The sequence below is a fragment of the Citrobacter sp. Igbk 17 genome (assembly GCF_028069775.1).
Taxonomy (GTDB): Bacteria; Pseudomonadota; Gammaproteobacteria; order Enterobacterales; family Enterobacteriaceae; genus Citrobacter.
In genome coordinates, this window is sequence record NZ_JANEWI010000009.1 from 58,462 (window position 1) to 76,468 (window position 18,007).

An 18,007-nucleotide genomic window follows, 5' to 3' on the forward strand; every position below is an offset into this window, starting at 1 on the left:
TCTGAACTTAATCAATCGATTGATTAAGATTATGACTCATACGTCACCTTGTCCAGTCTGTCGACGTATTTTCCGTGGGCGGGAAATTTATGCGGTATATCACAAAAACTGCTACACTCCGCCCCTTCATGACATTGTGGTTTTTGTCATCTCTATTATATGTATCTCCCTGAAAACGACACCGGTAACGGTCAGGGTGGTTCGGAGTTGTTATGTCTTTTGATTCCCTTGGTTTAAACCCTGATATTTTACGTGCCGTTGCCGAGCAGGGTTACCGTGAACCTACCCCTATTCAGCAGCAGGCGATCCCTGCCGTGCTGGAAGGCCGCGATCTGATGGCCAGCGCCCAGACCGGCACGGGTAAAACGGCAGGTTTTACCCTGCCACTGTTACAACATCTCATTACCCATCAGCCGCATGGCAAAAGCCGTCGTCCGGTACGTGCGCTGATCCTCACGCCAACCCGCGAACTGGCGGCTCAGATTGGCGAAAACGTGCGTGATTACAGTAAGTATCTGAATATTCGCTCGCTGGTGGTTTTTGGCGGCGTCAGCATTAACCCGCAGATGATGAAGCTGCGTGGCGGCGTAGATGTGCTGATCGCCACTCCGGGTCGTTTGCTCGATCTGGAACACCAGAATGCGGTGAAACTGGATCAGGTTGAGATCCTGGTACTGGACGAAGCTGACCGCATGCTGGATATGGGTTTTATCCATGATATTCGTCGCGTACTGGCTAAACTGCCGGCAAAACGTCAGAACCTGCTGTTCTCGGCTACGTTCTCTGACGACATTAAATCGCTGGCCGAAAAACTGCTGCACAACCCGCTGGGAATTGAAGTGGCGCGTCGTAATACCGCGTCAGAGCAGGTGACTCAGCATGTGCATTTCGTTGATAAAAAACGTAAACGTGAACTGCTGTCGCAGATGATTGGTCAGGGTAACTGGCAGCAGGTGCTGGTATTTACCCGTACTAAACACGGCGCGAACCATCTGGCAGAACAGCTGAACAAAGACGGTATTCGCAGTGCGGCGATCCACGGCAATAAATCTCAGGGTGCGCGTACGCGTGCGCTGGCTGATTTTAAATCCGGGGATATTCGCGTGCTGGTGGCGACCGACATTGCAGCGCGCGGGCTGGATATCGAAGAGCTGCCGCATGTTGTGAACTACGAGTTGCCAAACGTACCGGAAGATTACGTGCACCGTATTGGCCGTACCGGCCGTGCGGCGGCAACCGGTGAAGCGTTGTCGCTGGTGTGCGTTGATGAACACAAGTTGCTGCGTGATATCGAGAAGCTGCTGAAAAAAGAGATCCCGCGTATTGCGATCCCGGGCTATGAGCCAGACCCGTCAATCAAAGCTGAGCCGATCCAGAACGGACGTCAGCAGCGTGGCGGCGGTGGTCGTGGTCAGAGTGGTGCGGGTCGTGGGCAGCAGCCGCGTCGTCAGGATGGCGGTGCGCCAAAAGCGAAACCGCGTAGCAGTGAAGGCAAACCGGCGGGCGATAAGCCTCGTCCGCCGCGCCGTCCGCGCAAACCTTCATCTGCACAGTAAGTTACGTTACCGAATGGCAGCGTAAACGTGTTATCCGGCCTGCCTGTCGCGTAGGTCGGATACGCAATGCATCATTCCCCGGAACTTTGCGATTTCAGTACGATTGAGCAGGTATAGCGTCCTGCCGGATGAATCGAAATCGTCGTTTCAAATACCTTTCCTTCCCTGTCCAGATAGCGACGCACAATTCTCATCGCCGGAGAATCAGGTGCGACGTTAAGGATTTTTGCTATTTTCCTGGGCACGCCGACGGCTGTAATCGTCTGGTGAACTTCATGGCTTTTAATGCCGTAGTGCGTTTCGATCAGATCGCTAATTAACGAGTGCGGATCGTCGCGGATGTACGTGCGCAGCTTGGCGTAATCCGTACTGGCGTAACTGTCGGTCCAGCAGATTGGTGCATCCGGGTTCTGCGCATCTTCACGGGTACTGGCAATGTGCAGCCAGCGGGAACCTGGCGGACAACCAATCATCTGGGAAAGCTCAATATCCGCCACAATCTCGTCGATTTTCTTAATCACGCGCAGGTTGTTTTTTGCCAGCAGTAACAGATCTTCCAGATGCGATAGCGGGTGATTAACACCGTTTGCCTGTGGTTCGCAAACGCGTGTTCCTGCACCTTTACGCCGCGAAATCAGCCCTTGTTCTGTTAATTCCCTCAACGCCTCTCTTATGGTGTGGCGGCTGACCTGCCACGTTTCACACAGCTCCATTTCTGTGGGAAACAGCGAGCCGGGAGCAAAGGTACCCACCGAAATTTGCTGTGCCAGTTCACGTGCTATTCGCTTGTACAGAGATTCTTTCATCGCGGTTTCATCAAAAAATTAATGATCTTCATCACAAAAATATGTACGGACTATTCCATACATTTCTCATGAATACTATAAATGTCCGTACATTCAAATGTACGGACATTTGATTATGTCTGGACAATGTAGCGGTCTTTGTTTATCCAACAAACGACCCGAAACACGCATCTTATCATTATCAGATTTTCCAGGGGGATTTATGGCTTCGAATGTACTTGATTCTGTTCTGTTCAGGGATTCTTTCGGCACACCGGCGATGCGCGCGGTGTTTGACGATCGCGAGCTGGTACGCAAATACGTGGAAGTGGAAGTGGCCTTAGCCAAAGCCCAGGCACGCTGCGGTGTGATACCCGAGGCTGCGGCGCAGGAAATCGCCGAGAAATGTAATGCCGATACGCTGGATTTCGATTTGCTGCGCCATGAAACCGAGATTGTGGGTTATCCCATCCTGCCGTTGGTACACCAAATTTCGAAACAAGCCGGGGAATCTGGTGGCTATGTGCACTGGGGCGCAACCACGCAGGACATCATGGACACCGCGGTCGTTCTGCAAATTCGTGATGCGTTTGCGTTAATTGAAACCGATATGGACAAACTTCGTGCGACGCTCGCTGACCTCGCGCGCCGTTACCGCGATACGCCAATGGCGGGAAGAACCCATCTGCAGCAAGCGCTGCCAGTGACCTTTGGTTATAAAGTCGCTATTTGGCTGGATATGTTCGAACGTCACGCTGAACGTCTTGCCCAGGCGCGCCCGCGTGTACTGGTTGGCGAGTTTGCGGGTGCGGCCGGTACGCTGGCATCGCTGGGGGATAAAGGGCTGGCGGTACAAAAAGCCATGATGGAAGAGTTGGGACTCAATGTACCGACCTCCACCTGGCACGTTGCGCGTGATGGTTTTGCCGAAGCCGTAAACCTGCTGGCGGTAATGACCGGTTCGCTGGGCAAAATTGCGTATGACGTGATGCTGATGGCATCAAACGAGTTTGGTGAGCTGTATGAACCGTTTGTCAAAGGCCGCGGAGCCAGCAGTACTATGCCGCAGAAACGTAACCCTATTTCCAGCGAGTTGATGCTGGCCTGTGCGAAAGGCGTACGTCAGCAAGCGGGACTGATGCTGGATGCGATGGTGCAGGATTTGGAGCGGGCGACCGGGCCGTGGCATGCGGAATGGATTGCTATCCCGGAAAGTTTCGTCCTCAGCGCCGGGGCGTTGCATCAGGCCAACTTTATGCTAGCGGGGCTGGTGGTTGATGAAGCGGCGATGAAACGTAACCTCGGCATGACCAACGGACTGATTGTGGCTGAAGCGGTCATGATGGGACTGGCACCGTATATCGGTCGTCAGGATGCGCATGATGTCGTGTATGACGCCTGCCGTATCGTCAATGAACACGGGGGGCGACTGGCGGATGTGCTGAATGCGATGCCATCCGTCTCTGAACGACTGGATCCGCAGTTGATTGAAGAACTGACCGACCCGGCGAATTACCTGGGAATGGCTCCTGCAATGGTCGATCAGGTGCTGGCCAAATATCTGTCGCAGAAATGATGGTTCTCGGGTTAACGGAATAAGGATATTTTTATGTCAACGAATTCTGTCGCGGGAAAATCCATTCTGTCGTTCCTGATACCGCTGGTCATTGGGGGGATCATTTGGTTTTATCCCGTACCTGATGGTCTGACGCCTCAGGCCTGGCATATGTTTGCCATTTTTGCCGCGACCATTGCCGCTATTCTTACCCAACCGCTCCCTTCGGGGGCGGTAATGTTGATTGCGCTTTGCGTGGTCATTTTTACCAAAACCTTGCCAGAGGCAAAAGCGCTTTCCGGGTTTGCTTCTGGCACGGTATGGCTTATCTTCTGCGCCTATGTCCTTTCTCTGGGGTTTGTTACCTCAGGGCTTGGGAAACGTATCGCGTACAAAATGCTGTCGCTTTTTGGCGGCAGCAGCCTGGGTATCGCTTACTCGCTGGGGGTGTCCGATCTGATTATGGCCCCGGCAATGCCGTCGGTTACTGCCCGCTCCGGGGGGATTATTTTTCCCATCACCCGTTCAATCAATGACGTACTGGGCTCGGCGCCTGGAGTAACCGGCAAGCGCATCGGTGATTTCTTAACCATGGTGTGCTTTCAGTTTACACCGATAACCGGAGCGATATTCCTGACCGGGATGGCGGCGAATCCGCTGGTGGCCAGTCTGGCAAAATCCTCGTTAGGCGTTGAGATAACCTGGGGGGGATGGTTTATTTCCGCGGTGGTTCCGGCGATGGTCTGTTTCTGCCTGATGCCGCTTCTGGTCTATAAATTGCTGGACCCTGAGCTTAAGCGTACGCCAGAAGCAAAAGCGATGGGCAAGCAGGCGCTGGGTGAACTCGGTGCGATGAGCAGCAACGAGAAAAAGGTCGCCTTTGGTTTTGTGCTGGCGTTGGTTGGTTGGGGCACCAGCTTGATCACGGGATTATCAGCGACCTCTGTCGGGCTGGGACTGGCCGCGTATCTGTTCGCCTCTGGCGCAGTCAGTTGGAAAAGCCTGCTCAATGATCACGCGGCCTGGGATACGGTGATTTGGTTTAGCGTCATTATTAGTCTGGCGACCGGACTTGCCGATCTGGGCTTTATTAAATGGATGACGATAAAACTGGGCAGCGGTATTCAGGGGTTTGGCGCGATAGAATCCTTTATTATGCTGGGGATTCTTTATATTTACGTTCATTATCTCTTTGCCACAGCGACCGGGCATGTTGCTGCACTGTATGCCCCTTTTGCGGCAACGGCGATCGCAGCAGGCGCGCCGCCGATGATGGTCGCTATCTGTTTTGGCATCTTCAGTAACCTGATGTGGGGCAATACGGAGTACGGTGGTGGGCCAGGTCCCATCTATTTTGCCCAGGGGTATTTTGAACGTCCGCGCTTTTACAAAATCAACCTCTGCGTGGTGACGGCGAATGTGATTATCATTTTTGCCGTGGGCATGCTGTGGTGGAAGTTGTTGGGGTACTATTAACCGACACCCTTATTCGGCCTGCAATGTCCCTCACTGTAGGCCGAATAAGGCGCGAACCCGGATTGTAGACCGGATAAGGTGTGTAAGCCGCCATCCGGCTGTTTAGGCCGGTGCTGCGAGCCGCTTTCCAGAATGGGGGAAAAAGGTACATTGAGCGTCTGAAATGTGCCACAATGGTGGCTGTTTATACAGTATTTCAGGTTTTCTCATGGCATTAACCGCGGCGCTAAAAGCGCAAATAGCCGCCTGGTACAAGGCGCTTCAGGAACAGATCCCCGACTTTATTCCCCGTGCACCGCAGCGACAGATGATTGCCGATGTCGCGAAAACGCTGGCAGGGGAAGAGGGACGGCATCTGGCGATTGAAGCGCCGACCGGTGTAGGGAAAACGTTATCTTACCTGATCCCCGGTATCGCCATTGCGCGTGAAGAACAGAAAACGTTGGTGGTCAGTACCGCTAACGTCGCGCTGCAGGATCAGATCTACAGCAAAGACCTGCCGTTGCTGCGGAAAATCATCCCCGATCTGCGTTTTACCGCTGCTTTTGGTCGTGGTCGTTATGTCTGCCCGCGCAATTTAGCCGCACTGGCGAGTACCGAACCCAATCAACAGGATCTGCTGGCTTTTCTCGACGATGATCTGACACCCAATAATCAGGAAGAACAAAAGCGCTGCGCCAGGCTGAAAGGCGATCTCGACAGCTATAAATGGGACGGGTTGCGCGATCACACTGATATCGCCATTGACGACGGACTCTGGCAGCGTTTGAGCACCGATAAAGCGAGCTGTCTGAACCGTAACTGCCACTACTATCGTGAATGTCCTTTTTTTGTCGCCCGCCGCGAGATTCAGGAAGCCGAAGTCGTGGTGGCGAACCACGCGTTGGTGATGGCGGCCATGGAAAGCGAAGCCGTACTGCCAGAGCCGAAAAACCTGCTGTTAGTTCTTGATGAAGGCCATCATTTGCCGGATGTCGCCCGCGATGCGCTGGAGATGAGTGCGGAAATCAGCGCGCCCTGGTATCGACTTCAACTGGACCTGTTCTGCAAATTAGTGGCGACCTGCATGGAGCAGTTCCGCCCGAAAACCACGCCGCCGCTGGCGAACGCCGAGCGGTTGAATGGTCACTGTGAAGAGCTATATGAACTGATCGCTTCACTTAATAACATCCTCAATCTCTATATGCCCGCCACGCAGGAAGCGGAACACCGCTTTGCAATGGGAGAACTGCCTGATGAAGTAATGGAGATCTGCCAGCGACTGGCGAAACTGACGGAAATGCTGCGTGGCCTGGCAGAACTGTTCCTCAACGATCTCAGTGAAAAAACCGGTACCCACGATATCGTGCGTCTGCATCGGGTTATTTTGCAGATGAACCGGGCATTGGGCATGTTTGAGGCGCAAAGCAAATTGTGGCGCCTGGCGTCGCTGGCGCAGTCGTCAGGCGCGCCGGTGAGTAAATGGGCGACGCGCGAGGTGCGTGACGGGCAGATCCATGTCTGGTTCCATTGTGTCGGGATCCGCGTGAGCGATCAGCTCGAACGACTGCTGTGGCGTAGCGTACCGCATATTATTGTGACCTCTGCCACGCTCCGTTCTCTCAATAGCTTCTCGCGTCTGCAGGAGATGAGCGGTCTGAAAGAAAAAGCGGGAGACCGCTTTGTCGCGCTGGATTCACCGTTTAACCATGTCGAGCAAGGCAAAATCGTCATTCCAAAGATGCGTTACGAACCGTTGATGGAGAACGAAGAGCAGCATATTGCGGAAATGGCGGCCTATTTCCGCGAGCAACTGGAAAGTAAAAAGCATCAGGGCATGCTGGTGCTTTTTGCCAGCGGGCGGGCGATGCAGCGTTTTCTTGAGCATGTTACCGATCTGCGCTTGCTGCTGCTGGTACAGGGTGACCAGCCGCGCTATCGTCTGGTGGAGTTACACCGAAAGCGGGTAGAAAACGGCGAACGCAGCGTACTGGTCGGACTGCAATCTTTTGCCGAAGGTCTGGATTTGAAAGGCGAATTGCTGACCCAGGTACATATCCACAAAATCGCGTTTCCGCCCATCGACAGCCCGGTAGTGCTCACTGAGGGCGAGTGGCTGAAAAGCCTGAACCGCTACCCTTTTGAGGTGCAAAGCTTACCGGCAGCGTCGTTCAATTTGATCCAGCAAGTTGGGCGACTCATTCGTAGCCATGGCTGCTGGGGTGAAGTCGTGATCTACGATAAGCGGTTGTTGACCAAAAACTATGGCAAGCGTTTACTGAATGCGTTACCCATTTTTCCGATAGAGCAACCTGCTGTGCCAGACGTTATAGTAAAACCAAAAGAAAAAGCGAAACCCACGCGCCGCCGTCGGCGTTAACGATGCGAGCAACAGGAAAGGAGTTATCGATGGATTACCGCAAAATCATCAAAGAGATTGGGCGAGGTAAAAATCACGCGCGTGACCTGGACCAGGATACTGCTCGCGGACTGTATACCCATATGTTGAATGGCGATGTCCCTGACCTTGAGATGGGCGGCGTGCTGATTGCGCTGCGTATTAAAGGCGAGGGAGAAGCGGAGATGCTGGGCTTTTATGAAGCGATGCAAAACCATACCATTCGCCTGACGCCGCCTGTTGCCAAACCCATGCCTATTGTGATTCCCAGTTACAATGGCGCGCGAAAGCAAGCCAATCTGACGCCGCTGCTGGCTATTTTACTGCATAAACTGGGATTCCCGGTGCTGGTACACGGCGTCAGCGAAGATCCAACCCGCGTGCTGACAGAAACCATTTTTGAACTGATGGGGATCATGCCCACGCTGCATGCCGGCCAGGCACAGGCAAAACTGGATGGCCATGAACCGGTGTTTATTCCGGTGCGCGCGCTGTGTCCGCCGCTGGAGACGCAACTGGCGATGCGCTGGAGAATGGGCGTTCGCAACAGTGCACATACGCTGGCGAAGCTGGCCACACCGTTTGCTGAAGATGCCGCGCTGCGTCTTGCCAGTGTTTCTCATCCCGAATATGTCTCGCGAGTGGCGAAATTTTTCGGCGACATCGGCGGCCGTGGTCTGCTGATGCATGGAACGGAAGGCGAAGTGTATGCCAACCCGCAACGTTGCCCGCAGATTAGCCTGATAGACCCGACGGGAGTGCGTGTGCTACAGGACCGCCAGAGTGAGATGCCTGACGAGCCAGTCCCACTGCCGGTAGCAAAAGATCCGGAAACGACCGCCCGCTGGATAGAACGCTGTCTGGCCGGAAGCGAGCCGATACCGGCCTCATTGAAAATTCAGATGGCTTGCTGTCTGGTGGCCACCGGGGAATCCGCCACGCTGGCAGACGGGCTTGCTCGCGTCGATCAAAGCTTCTGACCCTTTCTTCATCCCGACGGGCCTGTCATCTGGCCCGTCAGTCGTTCCTGTCCTGCACCCTCTGCAACGTGAAATTTCTGCACGTTTATTGACCTCCTGGCTACCGTAGCGCAGCATAGTTTGTTGAAAAATAAGAAACACAACAAACACGCAACACAACAGGAGATTACAATGAACAGTGGACATCGCTTTCACGCGCCAACGCTGCATGCGTTTATTCAGGCCGTTTTCCGCCAGATGGGGAGTGACGAGCAGGAAGCGCAGTTGGTGGCCGATCATCTGATTGCCTCAAACCTCGCCGGCCATGATTCACATGGTATCGGGATGATCCCAAGCTACATTCGCTCATTCTCGCAGGGGCATTTGCAGATCAATCGTCATGCGAAAGTGGTGAAAGAGGCGGGGGCAGTGGTTACGCTGGATGGGGATTGCGCATTTGGTCAGGTAGCCGCGCATGAAGCTATCGCGCTGGGGATTGAGAAAGCTCAGCAGTACGGAATTGCTGCGGTAGCACTGCATAATTCTCACCATATTGGACGCATTGGCTACTGGGCGGAGCAGTGTGCGGCGGCGGGCTTTGTCTCTATACACTTTGTGAATGTGGTGGGGATTCCGATGGTTGCCCCGTTCCATGGTCGTGATAGCCGTTTTGGCACCAACCCTTTCTGCGTTGTGTTTCCACGTAAAAATGATTTCCCGTTGCTGTTGGACTACGCGACCAGCGCCATTGCTTTCGGTAAAACGCGCGTGGCGTGGCACAAAGGTGAGCCGGTTGCGCCGGGCTGTCTGATTGATGCCCTGGGGGCTCCTACTACCGATCCTGCTGTTATGCAGGAATCACCATTGGGCTCGCTGCTCACCTTCGCTCAGCATAAAGGCTATGCGCTGGCGGCAATGTGTGAAATCCTGGGCGGTGCGCTCTCTGGCGGTAAAACGACCCACGAAGCCAGTTTGCAGAACAGTGCAGATGCCATTATTAACTGCATGACCACGATCATCATTAACCCAACACTCTTCGGTGCCCCGGATTGTGACAATCAGGTTTCGGCATTTGCTGAATGGGTCAAAGCGTCGCCGCATGCTGAGGATGCGCCCATCCTGTTACCGGGCGAGTGGGAAGTGAATACCCGTGAAGAACGGCTGGCGCAGGGTATCCCGCTTGATGCCGGAAGCTGGCAAGCGATATGTGGGGCGGCACAGCAAATCGGTATGCCGGATGCGGTATTGCAGGCGTTTCGCCAACGGCTTGAGCGTTAGATAAAAAAAAGCCCGTCCAGTGGCGGACGGGCAAACAAGGGTAACAAACAGGGTCAATGAGGGTTGGAGCATTGGGTCGTACAGGAATTCTGTTGGTTATTTGTAGATAACCGCGGTGCCGCTCATTTTGTCGTTGCCGACAGCGGAGGTGATGCTGTAACCACTTGCACCCGCAGCAGCCGCTTTTTCAGCCAGTTTTGCTTCCAGGCCATCCAGCGTGGTGGCACCATCAGCAGATACCACACCCATTTTATTCATGCTTTGTGCCTGAGTGGAGGTGACCGGCTCAGCAGCGAAAACACCAAATGACAGGGTAGACAGGGCGATAGCAGCAACAGCAAATTTAATGTTTTTCATGATTTTTCTCTCGCAGGTTTATTCGGTTAGTCGATGTTCTGTTCAGTAGACGTTGTTCTGTCGATGTGAGAAGTATCACGTTTTTTTCGGTGAGAGAAAATCGAATAGAATTGACGACATCAATCAAAAAAATTGAATGACAAATAACTTATTGAATATTAATAAATTCAGAAGAGGGATTTACAGTTCTTGTCATTGCGCTTTACAGAGAAAGTGACAACGGCACATTTTGCTACACCGTGAGTGAAAAAGCGTGCTCGTAAAGGAAATCGTATGCGCTGAAACTTTTGGTAAAGATGAGTCAACGTAGCTGGCTGTCTTTCGAACCTCTGCGATTATATCCTGAAAATGCAGAGTTATGTGAATCTTTGTCCTGTTGGCAGGAGATGCACAAACGCACGCCAGGTACCGCTTCACGGCGCGCCTGCAGGATAGGATTGCCACATTCTTCACATTCATGCAGACTTTCTCCCGTGGGTAACTCGCCACGGGCACGGGCAACAGCATCTTCAATCGTATTGTTGATCTGTTCGTTCACGGCGTCGTCATTTGCCCAGCCGGATGCCATGTGTGCCTCCTGTCATTCGTTTTATAGAATTCGTTTATAGAATAATTATAGCGAATGAGACGGGGGAAAAACGAGCGCCGACAGGCGTATCAGATTTCGGACCACTCGCGCAGCAGGTTATGGTAAAGATTAAGCAACGACAGGATCTCTGCACTTTCTCCGTGGCGCGCTTTCAGTGATTGAATGTTCTTATCCAGTTCAAACAGCATGGCGCGTTTTTTGTCATCACGGATCATCGACTGGACCCACATAAACGATGCCACACGGGTACCACGGGTAACCGGCGTGACGCAGTGCAGACTGCTGGAGGGGTAAAGTACCAGATCGCCAGCCGGAAGCTTCACCGTATGTTGCCCGTAAGTATCATTTACCCGGAGCTCCCCACCGTCATAGCTGTCGGGATGGCTTAAAAATAAGGTAGCGGAAAGGTCAGTACGCATCCAGCCGTTTTCCGGGTGGCTACGCACCGCACCATCAACGTGAAAACCGTAGGTTTCGTTGTTCTGATAACGATTGAACAGCGGTGTAGAGAGGGTTTTCGGCAGTGCGGCAGCGAAAAACAACGCACTGTTGTTCACAGCGTTCTGCACCGCTTGTTGCAATGCCATATAGCGCTCGCTACGCGTGTCAACCTGCTGGTTATTTTTAACCTGTGCTCCCTGAGCGCCCGTTGTGACACGGCCATCAACCCAGTCGATGCTTTCCAGTTGTTCGCGAAACCAGGCGACATCCTGCGCCGACAGGACGCCGGGAATGTGGTACATCATCAGTGTTTCTCCTGAAAGTGGGGCTTACGCCCCACGCAATGGATTAGAAATGCATATTCGCGGTGAGCAGGAAGGTTCTTGGCTCACCCGGATGGTAACGGTATCCACTTTTGTTAATGGAGGATACGTATTGGGTGTCAAACAGGTTGTAGACGTTCAACTGGAAATCGAGATTACGGTTTACGCGATAGCCTAACTTGGCATCCGCAACCCAGTAACCTTCGGTATAGGATGGCGTCCCAACGGCGCCGTCCGAACCGCGATGCATGCTGCCCACGTAACGAGCACCGGCACCAACGGAAACATCATCAGTGGCCTGGTACTGACTCCACAATGTGAAGGCATGTTCCGGCGTATACGGCAGGGAAGACGTACCATCCTGCGCGACGTCTTGACCGCTATGCACCGTGGCGCGTTGTTGGGTATAACCGCCAATCACCTGCCATGCCGGGGTAATATTTCCTGCCACGGAGAGCTCGTAGCCTTCAACACGTTTTTCGCCATACTGGGAGTATGTCCCGTCATCGTTCTGTTCAACTTCGTTCTCGATATCCGTGCGGAAAACGGCGGCGGTCAACAGCAGGCGTTTATCCAGTACCTCCCATTTCGTCCCGATTTCGCTGGTCTTTGCCTTTTGCGGTTTAAAGTCGGTACGGTTGGCGCTGTTACCGGTCCCACTTTGAGCAAGGGCAAAATTACTGCCGCCCGGCGGTTGCTGGGAAACCGCATAGTTGATGTAAACGTTGCCGTTCTCGGTCAAATGGTACAGTGCACCTGCTTTCCAGTTCACCAGATTACCGGATTTCGCGGTGTCGACGGTGGTGACCGGAGAACCTTTGGCAGCGCCCGTTGGGCATGCGACGGCACCGCGACCAGAAGCGCCGCACGCGGTTGCACTGTCATACTGGGTACGGTAGTTATCCAGACGAATACCACCGTTCAGTTCAATATCACGCGTAATTTGCAGCGTATCGAAGGCGTAAATACCGAAGGTATCGGTCTGGCCGTTGGCGTTGGCGCCATTACGGGATAATCCGCCAATGTTTACGTTGCTGTTCGGTGAGTAAATATTGACCGGTGGCGGTGTGAGTGGCGCTACGCCATAGTTGGTCTGTGTTTCACGGGTCAACTCCACGCCGGTACTGATGTCATGTCCGACCGCACCGGTATAAAATTTTGACGTCAGGTTGGTCTGGTTGGTGAGGATTTTGTTGCTCACATCTTTGGTATTCGCCACCCGTGACCAGCTCCAGGTATCGACGTTGCGGGTTGGCTGCGTGATGTTTGATGCGCCGCCCATGACCGCGGTCATCAGATAATCCTGTTTAATGCGCGACCAGCGCGTGGTGTTACGCAGGGTCGTGCTGTCACTCAGGTCATGCTCGAAACGCATTGTCGCGGTATCGGTCGTCGAGTCGTCGTAATCGGAGTCGGTACCATAGAAATTATGCGTATCTACTTTTCCTGAATGGTTCAGGGCCGATGTTCCAGCAGACGGCGCTGAGTAGCCAGGCAGACCAATCGTCGGAATTCCTCCGTCCGGTGTGTTGTGCTGGGTGACGTGTAGATAGTTCAGATACAGTCGGTTTTCGGTGCCTAAACCAAAGGCAATAGAGGGGGCCACGCCGTAGCGTTCGTTTTTAATGTTATCGCGTCCGGCATCATGCGTTTTCTCACCCATCAGGTTTAAGCGTGCCGCGGTGGTGTCACCGATGACCTGATTGATATCCAGTGTTCCCCGGCGGAACCAGGCGCTACCGACGCTGGCTGAGGCATCAATACCTGAATCGGTGCGCGGCTGCTTGCTGATCATATTGATGGAGCCTGTGGGGGCACTGCGACCATAGTCGGTGCCGGAAGGCCCTTTAATCACTTCAACCTGTTCCGTATTGAAGGTGTCACGCGTGACGCTACCAATATCACGAATACCGTCGATATAAATGCTGTTTGAGGTGTCAGCACCGCGCATATACACCGCATCGCCGGTGGTGGAGTTACCATTTTCACCCGCAAAAAATGCGCCAACTCCCGGCACGTTTTTCAACGCATCAGTAAGATTGGTTGCTCCCTGATCTTTAATAACCTGCTCAGAAATCACCGTCATGGTGCGAGTGGTATCAGCCACCGGACGAGAGAACTTCGGGTCGGCAGAGTGCGTTGGGGCATACAGCGAGGGCTTAGCTGCTTCAACGACCAGCGTATCTTCCTGCTTTGTCTCTTGTGAGCCTGCGGCGACGGCCTGGGCTACAGGAGACAGGCCAATACACAGGCCGGCAAAGAAGGTGAGCGAGTGAAAACTACTAGACGGCAGATTGCGATTTTTATCCATGTTAATGAATGACTTATTATTATTGATTAGAAGGTTTCACTCAAACGAAGGGACATCTCTGTGGACGTTATACCCTGCAGGTCTCGCCTGAATGAAGTGCGTAATTGATAATAATTTTGATAAGCATTATCAATAAGAGCGACGTTTTAGCATTCATTACTTCAAAAATAAATACATTTATTTACATTGAACTCAAAATTCCAACATGGTGGTTACAGTTCATGCAGGGGATTTCAGAAAGAAAGGACAGCAAACTGCATTCAGGGCGAATGCAGTTGAGCTGAGGGAGAGTTACTTATAGATAGTTGCTGTACCGTACATCTGATTTTTACCGCCAGCGGAATTAACCACAAAGCCTTTCGCGCCTTGCTCTTTCGCTTTTTCTGCCAGCTTACCTTCAAGGTCATCCAGGCTTGATGCTCCGCTCACGGAAATCGTACCGGAGGCTTGTAGTGGACCGGTGGCAGGACTGGTATTGGGCTGTGCAGCAAAAGTCGCAAATGTCATGCCGGTAAGTACGGTAGCGGCAAGGAATGTGAGGCATTTCTTCATGATGATATCCTCTGAGAAACAACAGATCGTGCCTGATAAGTTTAGGTCGTCATTGCAGGGCATTTGCCGCAAAAAATCGACCAACAACAGGCTGTTTTTTGAACGATGCCATTCGCATAAAAAATGAAATTTCCCTGCAGTGTATGTTTACCCCGTGGCGTTATGCGGGTATCTTACGCCGCTGTTAAAAGGAGAATGCTATGCCCCCCCAGAAACCGGGATTACATCCACGCAACCGCCACAATGGCCGTTATGATCTTGCGACGTTATGCCAGGTTACCCCCGAGCTGACGCAATATCTCATCCTCACGCCAGGCGGCGAGCAGAGTGTTGATTTCGCGAATCCGCAGGCAGTTAAGGCGCTCAATAAAGCACTGCTGGCGCATTATTATGCGGTGGCAAACTGGGATATCCCGGAAGGTTTCCTGTGCCCGCCGGTTCCGGGTCGTGCGGACTACATTCACCATCTGGCCGACCTGTTGGGTGAAACCACCGGAACCATCCCTGCAAATGCCAGCGTGCTGGATGTTGGGGTAGGGGCGAACTGCATTTATCCACTGATCGGCGTGCATGAATACGGCTGGCGTTTTACCGGCAGCGAAACCAGTAGTGAAGCGTTTAGCAGCGCTCAGGCAATCATCAATGGCAATCCCGGCTTAACCCGGGCGATTCGTCTGCGTCGTCAGAAAGATGCTTCGGCTATCTTCAACGGCATTATTCACAAGAATGAGCAGTACGAAGCCACGTTGTGTAATCCGCCATTCCATGATTCTGCTGCCTCTGCCCGTGCCGGAAGCGAGCGCAAACGCCGCAATCTGGGGCAAGACAAAGATGATGCGCTGAACTTTGGCGGCCAGCAGCAGGAACTGTGGTGCGAAGGGGGGGAAGTGGCGTTCATCAAGAAAATGATCGCAGAAAGTCAGGCCTTTGGTCGTCAGGTGATGTGGTTTACCACTCTGGTATCACGGGGTGAGAATCTGCCTCCGTTGTACCATGCGTTAACCGATGCTGGCGCGGTGAAAGTGGTTAAAAAAGAGATGGCCCAGGGGCAAAAGCAGAGTCGCTTTATTGCCTGGACCTTTATGGATAACGATCAGCGTCGTCGTTTTATGGCGCGTCAACGCTAAATCGTGGGCTCGCTCGGCGGCAGCGGTTCTGCTGCCGTTGATTGCGGGCCTGACACCGGTGCAGGCAGTACCTGATAGGTCTGTACCGGGGGGCGCACGTTGGCCAGATCGAAGTGTTTTTTCACCTCGCTGTCGAGCGCAAAACGTACCGTCCACTGCTTCAGCGGCAGGGTGGTAAACGAGACCCGTAAGGTGAATGCCGTATTGGTCAAACCGACAATCCCGGCAAACGACGGCTCGCCAATGATAAGCCCACGAATATCATCCTTTTCCATCACCGCAGCGACCGCATCCTTCAGCGCCTGATTGGCTTTATCCGCATCTTCATGACGGTCGACGTCGTAATTCGCAACGACCGATCCGATCCCACGGACGAAGTTGGCGAAGGTTGTTATCGAGGACCACGGGATGATGTGGTATGCCCCTGTGTCCTGGCGTACGCCAACAGAGCGGATCGACATGCGTTCGACCGTGCCGGTTAACGGGCCGATAGTGACCAGATCGCCGGTATTCATGCCGTTTTCAAACTGGATAAATATCCCAGTAATAATATCCTTCACCAGTGTCTGTGATCCGAATGAGATCGCCAGCCCCAGCGCGCCGGCCCCGGCCAGTAATGGGGCGATATTGACGCCAATCTCTGACAACACAATCATGATCGTGATGGTACTGATGATCACTGCCAGCGCGTTGCGAAATAACGTCAACAACGTGCGAGTCCGCGCACTGGGCAGCGGACGACCGTGAATATCTGAAGCCAGGCGGTTTTCAATCAGGCTGGCAAGGATCGTCCAGCCGATAGCTGAGAAGAAGAGAATCAGTGCGATCCGGATCAGAATATCGACCGTTTTTTCGCCCGCGCCGTAATGCAGCCAGTTCCAGAAGTCGAACAGTCCCCAGGCGTTGAGTAGCAACATAACGGCGACACACACTGTCAGTATCCTGGCCACGCTTAACGCCGTTGACAGCCAGCCATTTAGCCGCTTTTGTAATTCCGGATAGCTGCGCTGCGTGTGCGGCGAAAGGGTAATCGTTTTGGCTATCCAGCGGGAAAACATGCCGGAAACAAAGGCGGCGATCCCGATGATCACCAGACTGCGCAGCGTAGCGCCCATCATGAATTTCAGACTATTGCCCGGATCAAAGAGTGAGAAGAAGAACAACACAATGAAATAGGCGCTGGCCAGCCAATGCCAGACCAGCGCAAAAGCACGGATAAACAGGCTAAAGAAAGCTAAAGAGCGTTCGGCAAGATTCTGCAAGTGCTGGGTAATCTCATTCTTGTTTCTGAAAATCAGGTACAGCGCCCACAGCGTGATACACAGCATGATGATGACGTTAGCCATTGCGCCGACCTGTACGTTGACCTGATTCGAGATAATGGGGACCGCCACAATAAGCCCGTAACCAATCAGACTGCTTAATGAACTCAGACGCCGGTTCCAGTAGCGTGCGCCTGCATCCTGAATGTTAAATGGTCGTAGCTCTGTCACCGCCGGGCAAAAAATCAGGCGCAAAATGGCCTTAAAAAATTCAATCAGTGCGAAGGCATTGAGAAACAAGCTCTGCTGGAATGCAATCGTGCGGCTACCGGCATTCATTCGATCACTCAATATCTGCCCGACAAACAGGGTGAGCGCCAGCAGCAGTAAATCGACAATGAACGCGCCAACGATCATGGCGGGAAGCTGTAACCAGTTACTGCGCTCGCGGTTTTTCCGTCGCGCCCATTGCCCCATTTTGCGATACAGCGGAAGTGCACAAAGCCGTATCAGCCAGTAAAAGCCAAAAACAGATGCCGCCAGCATAAGGAAATGGGTCAGGGCATTCGTGAACGTTTGCAGATTAAAGGTTTTATGGGGGGCGTCAGTGATGTTGCGATACAGCTGGGCAAAACGGCTTGAGAGAGCCTCACCATAATGACGGCTGACATCCGTGACATTCTCCAGCACCGTTTTTTCTTCCGTTAACGTCGGCGGGACAATGGTGGGTACCGGTTCGGGTGGTGGCGTGGTCGCCACTTTACGCAATTGACCGATCAGCTCCTGGCGTGAGGTCTCATTTTCCAGCACATCTGCCAGCGCGCCATAGGCCGCCTTTTTTTGTTCAATATCGGGTTCTGTCGTGGGCTCAGCTTGCGGACTGGTTGAGTCAGAGGAGGGAACGCCGGGTATCGTCACCGCGTGAGTCGGCATGCTCAGAAGACAAAAGAAGATGAACAGGAACCAGCGCATCACTCCTCCCATGAGAAAATAAATTCAAAAGGATAAGTATAGATGTCAGGGCGGGAGAGGATTGAAATGAGAGGATTCTGGTGAAAA

General features: G+C 53.1%; 14 protein-coding genes. 7 read left to right on the forward strand and 7 right to left on the reverse strand.

The features are described from left to right. Nucleotides 1–212: 212 nt before the first annotated feature. Complete coding sequence (gene rhlE / locus NNO08_RS07700; protein ID WP_271456476.1) at nt 213–1,556, forward strand: ATP-dependent RNA helicase RhlE; 1,344 nt, start codon at nt 213–215, stop codon at nt 1,554–1,556. A gap of 71 nt (nt 1,557–1,627) precedes the next feature. Here the strand turns inward: rhlE and NNO08_RS07705 are convergent, their stop codons facing one another. Beyond that, nucleotides 1,628–2,362 carry a GntR family transcriptional regulator gene (locus NNO08_RS07705; protein WP_271441263.1) on the reverse strand — a complete coding sequence of 245 codons (735 nt, stop codon included), beginning with the start codon at nt 2,360–2,362 and terminating at the stop codon, nt 1,628–1,630. A 202-nt stretch (nt 2,363–2,564) separates the two neighbouring features. Between NNO08_RS07705 and pcaB the strand changes: the two genes are divergently transcribed. The 5 genes from pcaB (at nt 2,565) to NNO08_RS07730 (ending at nt 9,986) form a co-directional block, all read left to right on the forward strand. Next, nucleotides 2,565–3,917 (forward strand): 3-carboxy-cis,cis-muconate cycloisomerase, encoded by a 1,353-nt coding sequence (gene pcaB / locus NNO08_RS07710; RefSeq protein ID WP_271456477.1) that lies wholly within the window; start codon nt 2,565–2,567, stop codon nt 3,915–3,917. 33 nt (nt 3,918–3,950) lie between these two features. Beyond that, complete coding sequence (locus NNO08_RS07715; protein WP_271449718.1) at nt 3,951–5,372, forward strand: DASS family sodium-coupled anion symporter; 1,422 nt, start codon at nt 3,951–3,953, stop codon at nt 5,370–5,372. 208 nt (nt 5,373–5,580) lie between these two features. Continuing rightward, on the forward strand, nt 5,581–7,731 hold the full coding sequence (gene dinG / locus NNO08_RS07720; RefSeq protein ID WP_137384326.1) for an ATP-dependent DNA helicase DinG: 2,151 nt from the start codon (nt 5,581–5,583) through the stop codon (nt 7,729–7,731). A gap of 29 nt (nt 7,732–7,760) precedes the next feature. Next, a complete protein-coding gene (ybiB, locus tag NNO08_RS07725; RefSeq protein ID WP_271441266.1) occupies nt 7,761–8,729 on the forward strand; it encodes a DNA-binding protein YbiB in 969 nt (322 codons plus the stop codon). A 171-nt stretch (nt 8,730–8,900) separates the two neighbouring features. Next, a complete protein-coding gene (locus NNO08_RS07730; RefSeq protein WP_271456478.1) occupies nt 8,901–9,986 on the forward strand; it encodes a malate/lactate/ureidoglycolate dehydrogenase in 1,086 nt (361 codons plus the stop codon). Between the two features lie 96 nt (nt 9,987–10,082). Here the strand turns inward: NNO08_RS07730 and ybiJ are convergent, their stop codons facing one another. The 5 genes from ybiJ to mcbA form a co-directional block, all read right to left on the reverse strand. After that, nucleotides 10,083–10,343, reverse strand: a complete 261-nt coding sequence (gene ybiJ, locus NNO08_RS07735; protein ID WP_048212199.1) for a DUF1471 family protein YbiJ — start codon at nt 10,341–10,343, stop codon at nt 10,083–10,085. Between the two features lie 301 nt (nt 10,344–10,644). After that, nucleotides 10,645–10,911 (reverse strand): DksA/TraR family C4-type zinc finger protein, encoded by a 267-nt coding sequence (locus NNO08_RS07740; RefSeq protein WP_271456479.1) that lies wholly within the window; start codon nt 10,909–10,911, stop codon nt 10,645–10,647. Between the two features lie 89 nt (nt 10,912–11,000). Continuing rightward, on the reverse strand, nt 11,001–11,678 hold the full coding sequence (gene ybiX / locus NNO08_RS07745) for a PKHD-type hydroxylase YbiX (protein ID WP_271456480.1): 678 nt from the start codon (nt 11,676–11,678) through the stop codon (nt 11,001–11,003). 43 nt (nt 11,679–11,721) lie between these two features. Further along, nucleotides 11,722–14,007, reverse strand: coding sequence for a catecholate siderophore receptor Fiu (locus NNO08_RS07750; RefSeq protein WP_271456481.1), 2,286 nt, complete (start codon nt 14,005–14,007; stop codon nt 11,722–11,724). Between the two features lie 291 nt (nt 14,008–14,298). Next, a complete protein-coding gene (gene mcbA, locus NNO08_RS07755; RefSeq protein ID WP_137384321.1) occupies nt 14,299–14,559 on the reverse strand; it encodes a DUF1471 family periplasmic protein McbA in 261 nt (86 codons plus the stop codon). 200 nt (nt 14,560–14,759) lie between these two features. Between mcbA and rlmF the strand changes: the two genes are divergently transcribed. Further along, entirely contained in the window at nt 14,760–15,686 is a 927-nt protein-coding gene (gene rlmF, locus NNO08_RS07760; protein ID WP_271456482.1) for a 23S rRNA (adenine(1618)-N(6))-methyltransferase RlmF, read from the forward strand. Here the strand turns inward: rlmF and ybiO are convergent. Then, nucleotides 15,683–17,920: a mechanosensitive channel protein gene (gene ybiO / locus NNO08_RS07765; RefSeq protein WP_271456483.1), complete on the reverse strand. Its 2,238-nt coding sequence runs from the start codon at nt 17,918–17,920 to the stop codon at nt 15,683–15,685. The two genes, rlmF and ybiO, sit on opposite strands and share 4 nt — an antisense overlap. Nucleotides 17,921–18,007 lie beyond the last annotated feature (87 nt).

Bases quoted from the DNA above. Each gene is read 5' to 3' on its own strand.
- rhlE (WP_271456476.1), top strand. From the start codon at position 213: ATGTCTTTTGATTCCCTTGGTTTAAACCCTGATATTTTACGTGCCGTT.
- NNO08_RS07705 (WP_271441263.1), bottom strand. From the start codon at position 2,362: ATGAAAGAATCTCTGTACAAGCGAATAGCACGTGAACTGGCACAGCAA.
- pcaB (WP_271456477.1), top strand. From the start codon at position 2,565: ATGGCTTCGAATGTACTTGATTCTGTTCTGTTCAGGGATTCTTTCGGC.
- NNO08_RS07715 (WP_271449718.1), top strand. From the start codon at position 3,951: ATGTCAACGAATTCTGTCGCGGGAAAATCCATTCTGTCGTTCCTGATA.
- dinG (WP_137384326.1), top strand. From the start codon at position 5,581: ATGGCATTAACCGCGGCGCTAAAAGCGCAAATAGCCGCCTGGTACAAG.
- ybiB (WP_271441266.1), top strand. From the start codon at position 7,761: ATGGATTACCGCAAAATCATCAAAGAGATTGGGCGAGGTAAAAATCAC.
- NNO08_RS07730 (WP_271456478.1), top strand. From the start codon at position 8,901: ATGAACAGTGGACATCGCTTTCACGCGCCAACGCTGCATGCGTTTATT.
- ybiJ (WP_048212199.1), bottom strand. From the start codon at position 10,343: ATGAAAAACATTAAATTTGCTGTTGCTGCTATCGCCCTGTCTACCCTG.
- NNO08_RS07740 (WP_271456479.1), bottom strand. From the start codon at position 10,911: ATGGCATCCGGCTGGGCAAATGACGACGCCGTGAACGAACAGATCAAC.
- ybiX (WP_271456480.1), bottom strand. From the start codon at position 11,678: ATGATGTACCACATTCCCGGCGTCCTGTCGGCGCAGGATGTCGCCTGG.
- NNO08_RS07750 (WP_271456481.1), bottom strand. From the start codon at position 14,007: ATGGATAAAAATCGCAATCTGCCGTCTAGTAGTTTTCACTCGCTCACC.
- mcbA (WP_137384321.1), bottom strand. From the start codon at position 14,559: ATGAAGAAATGCCTCACATTCCTTGCCGCTACCGTACTTACCGGCATG.
- rlmF (WP_271456482.1), top strand. From the start codon at position 14,760: ATGCCCCCCCAGAAACCGGGATTACATCCACGCAACCGCCACAATGGC.
- ybiO (WP_271456483.1), bottom strand. From the start codon at position 17,920: ATGCGCTGGTTCCTGTTCATCTTCTTTTGTCTTCTGAGCATGCCGACT.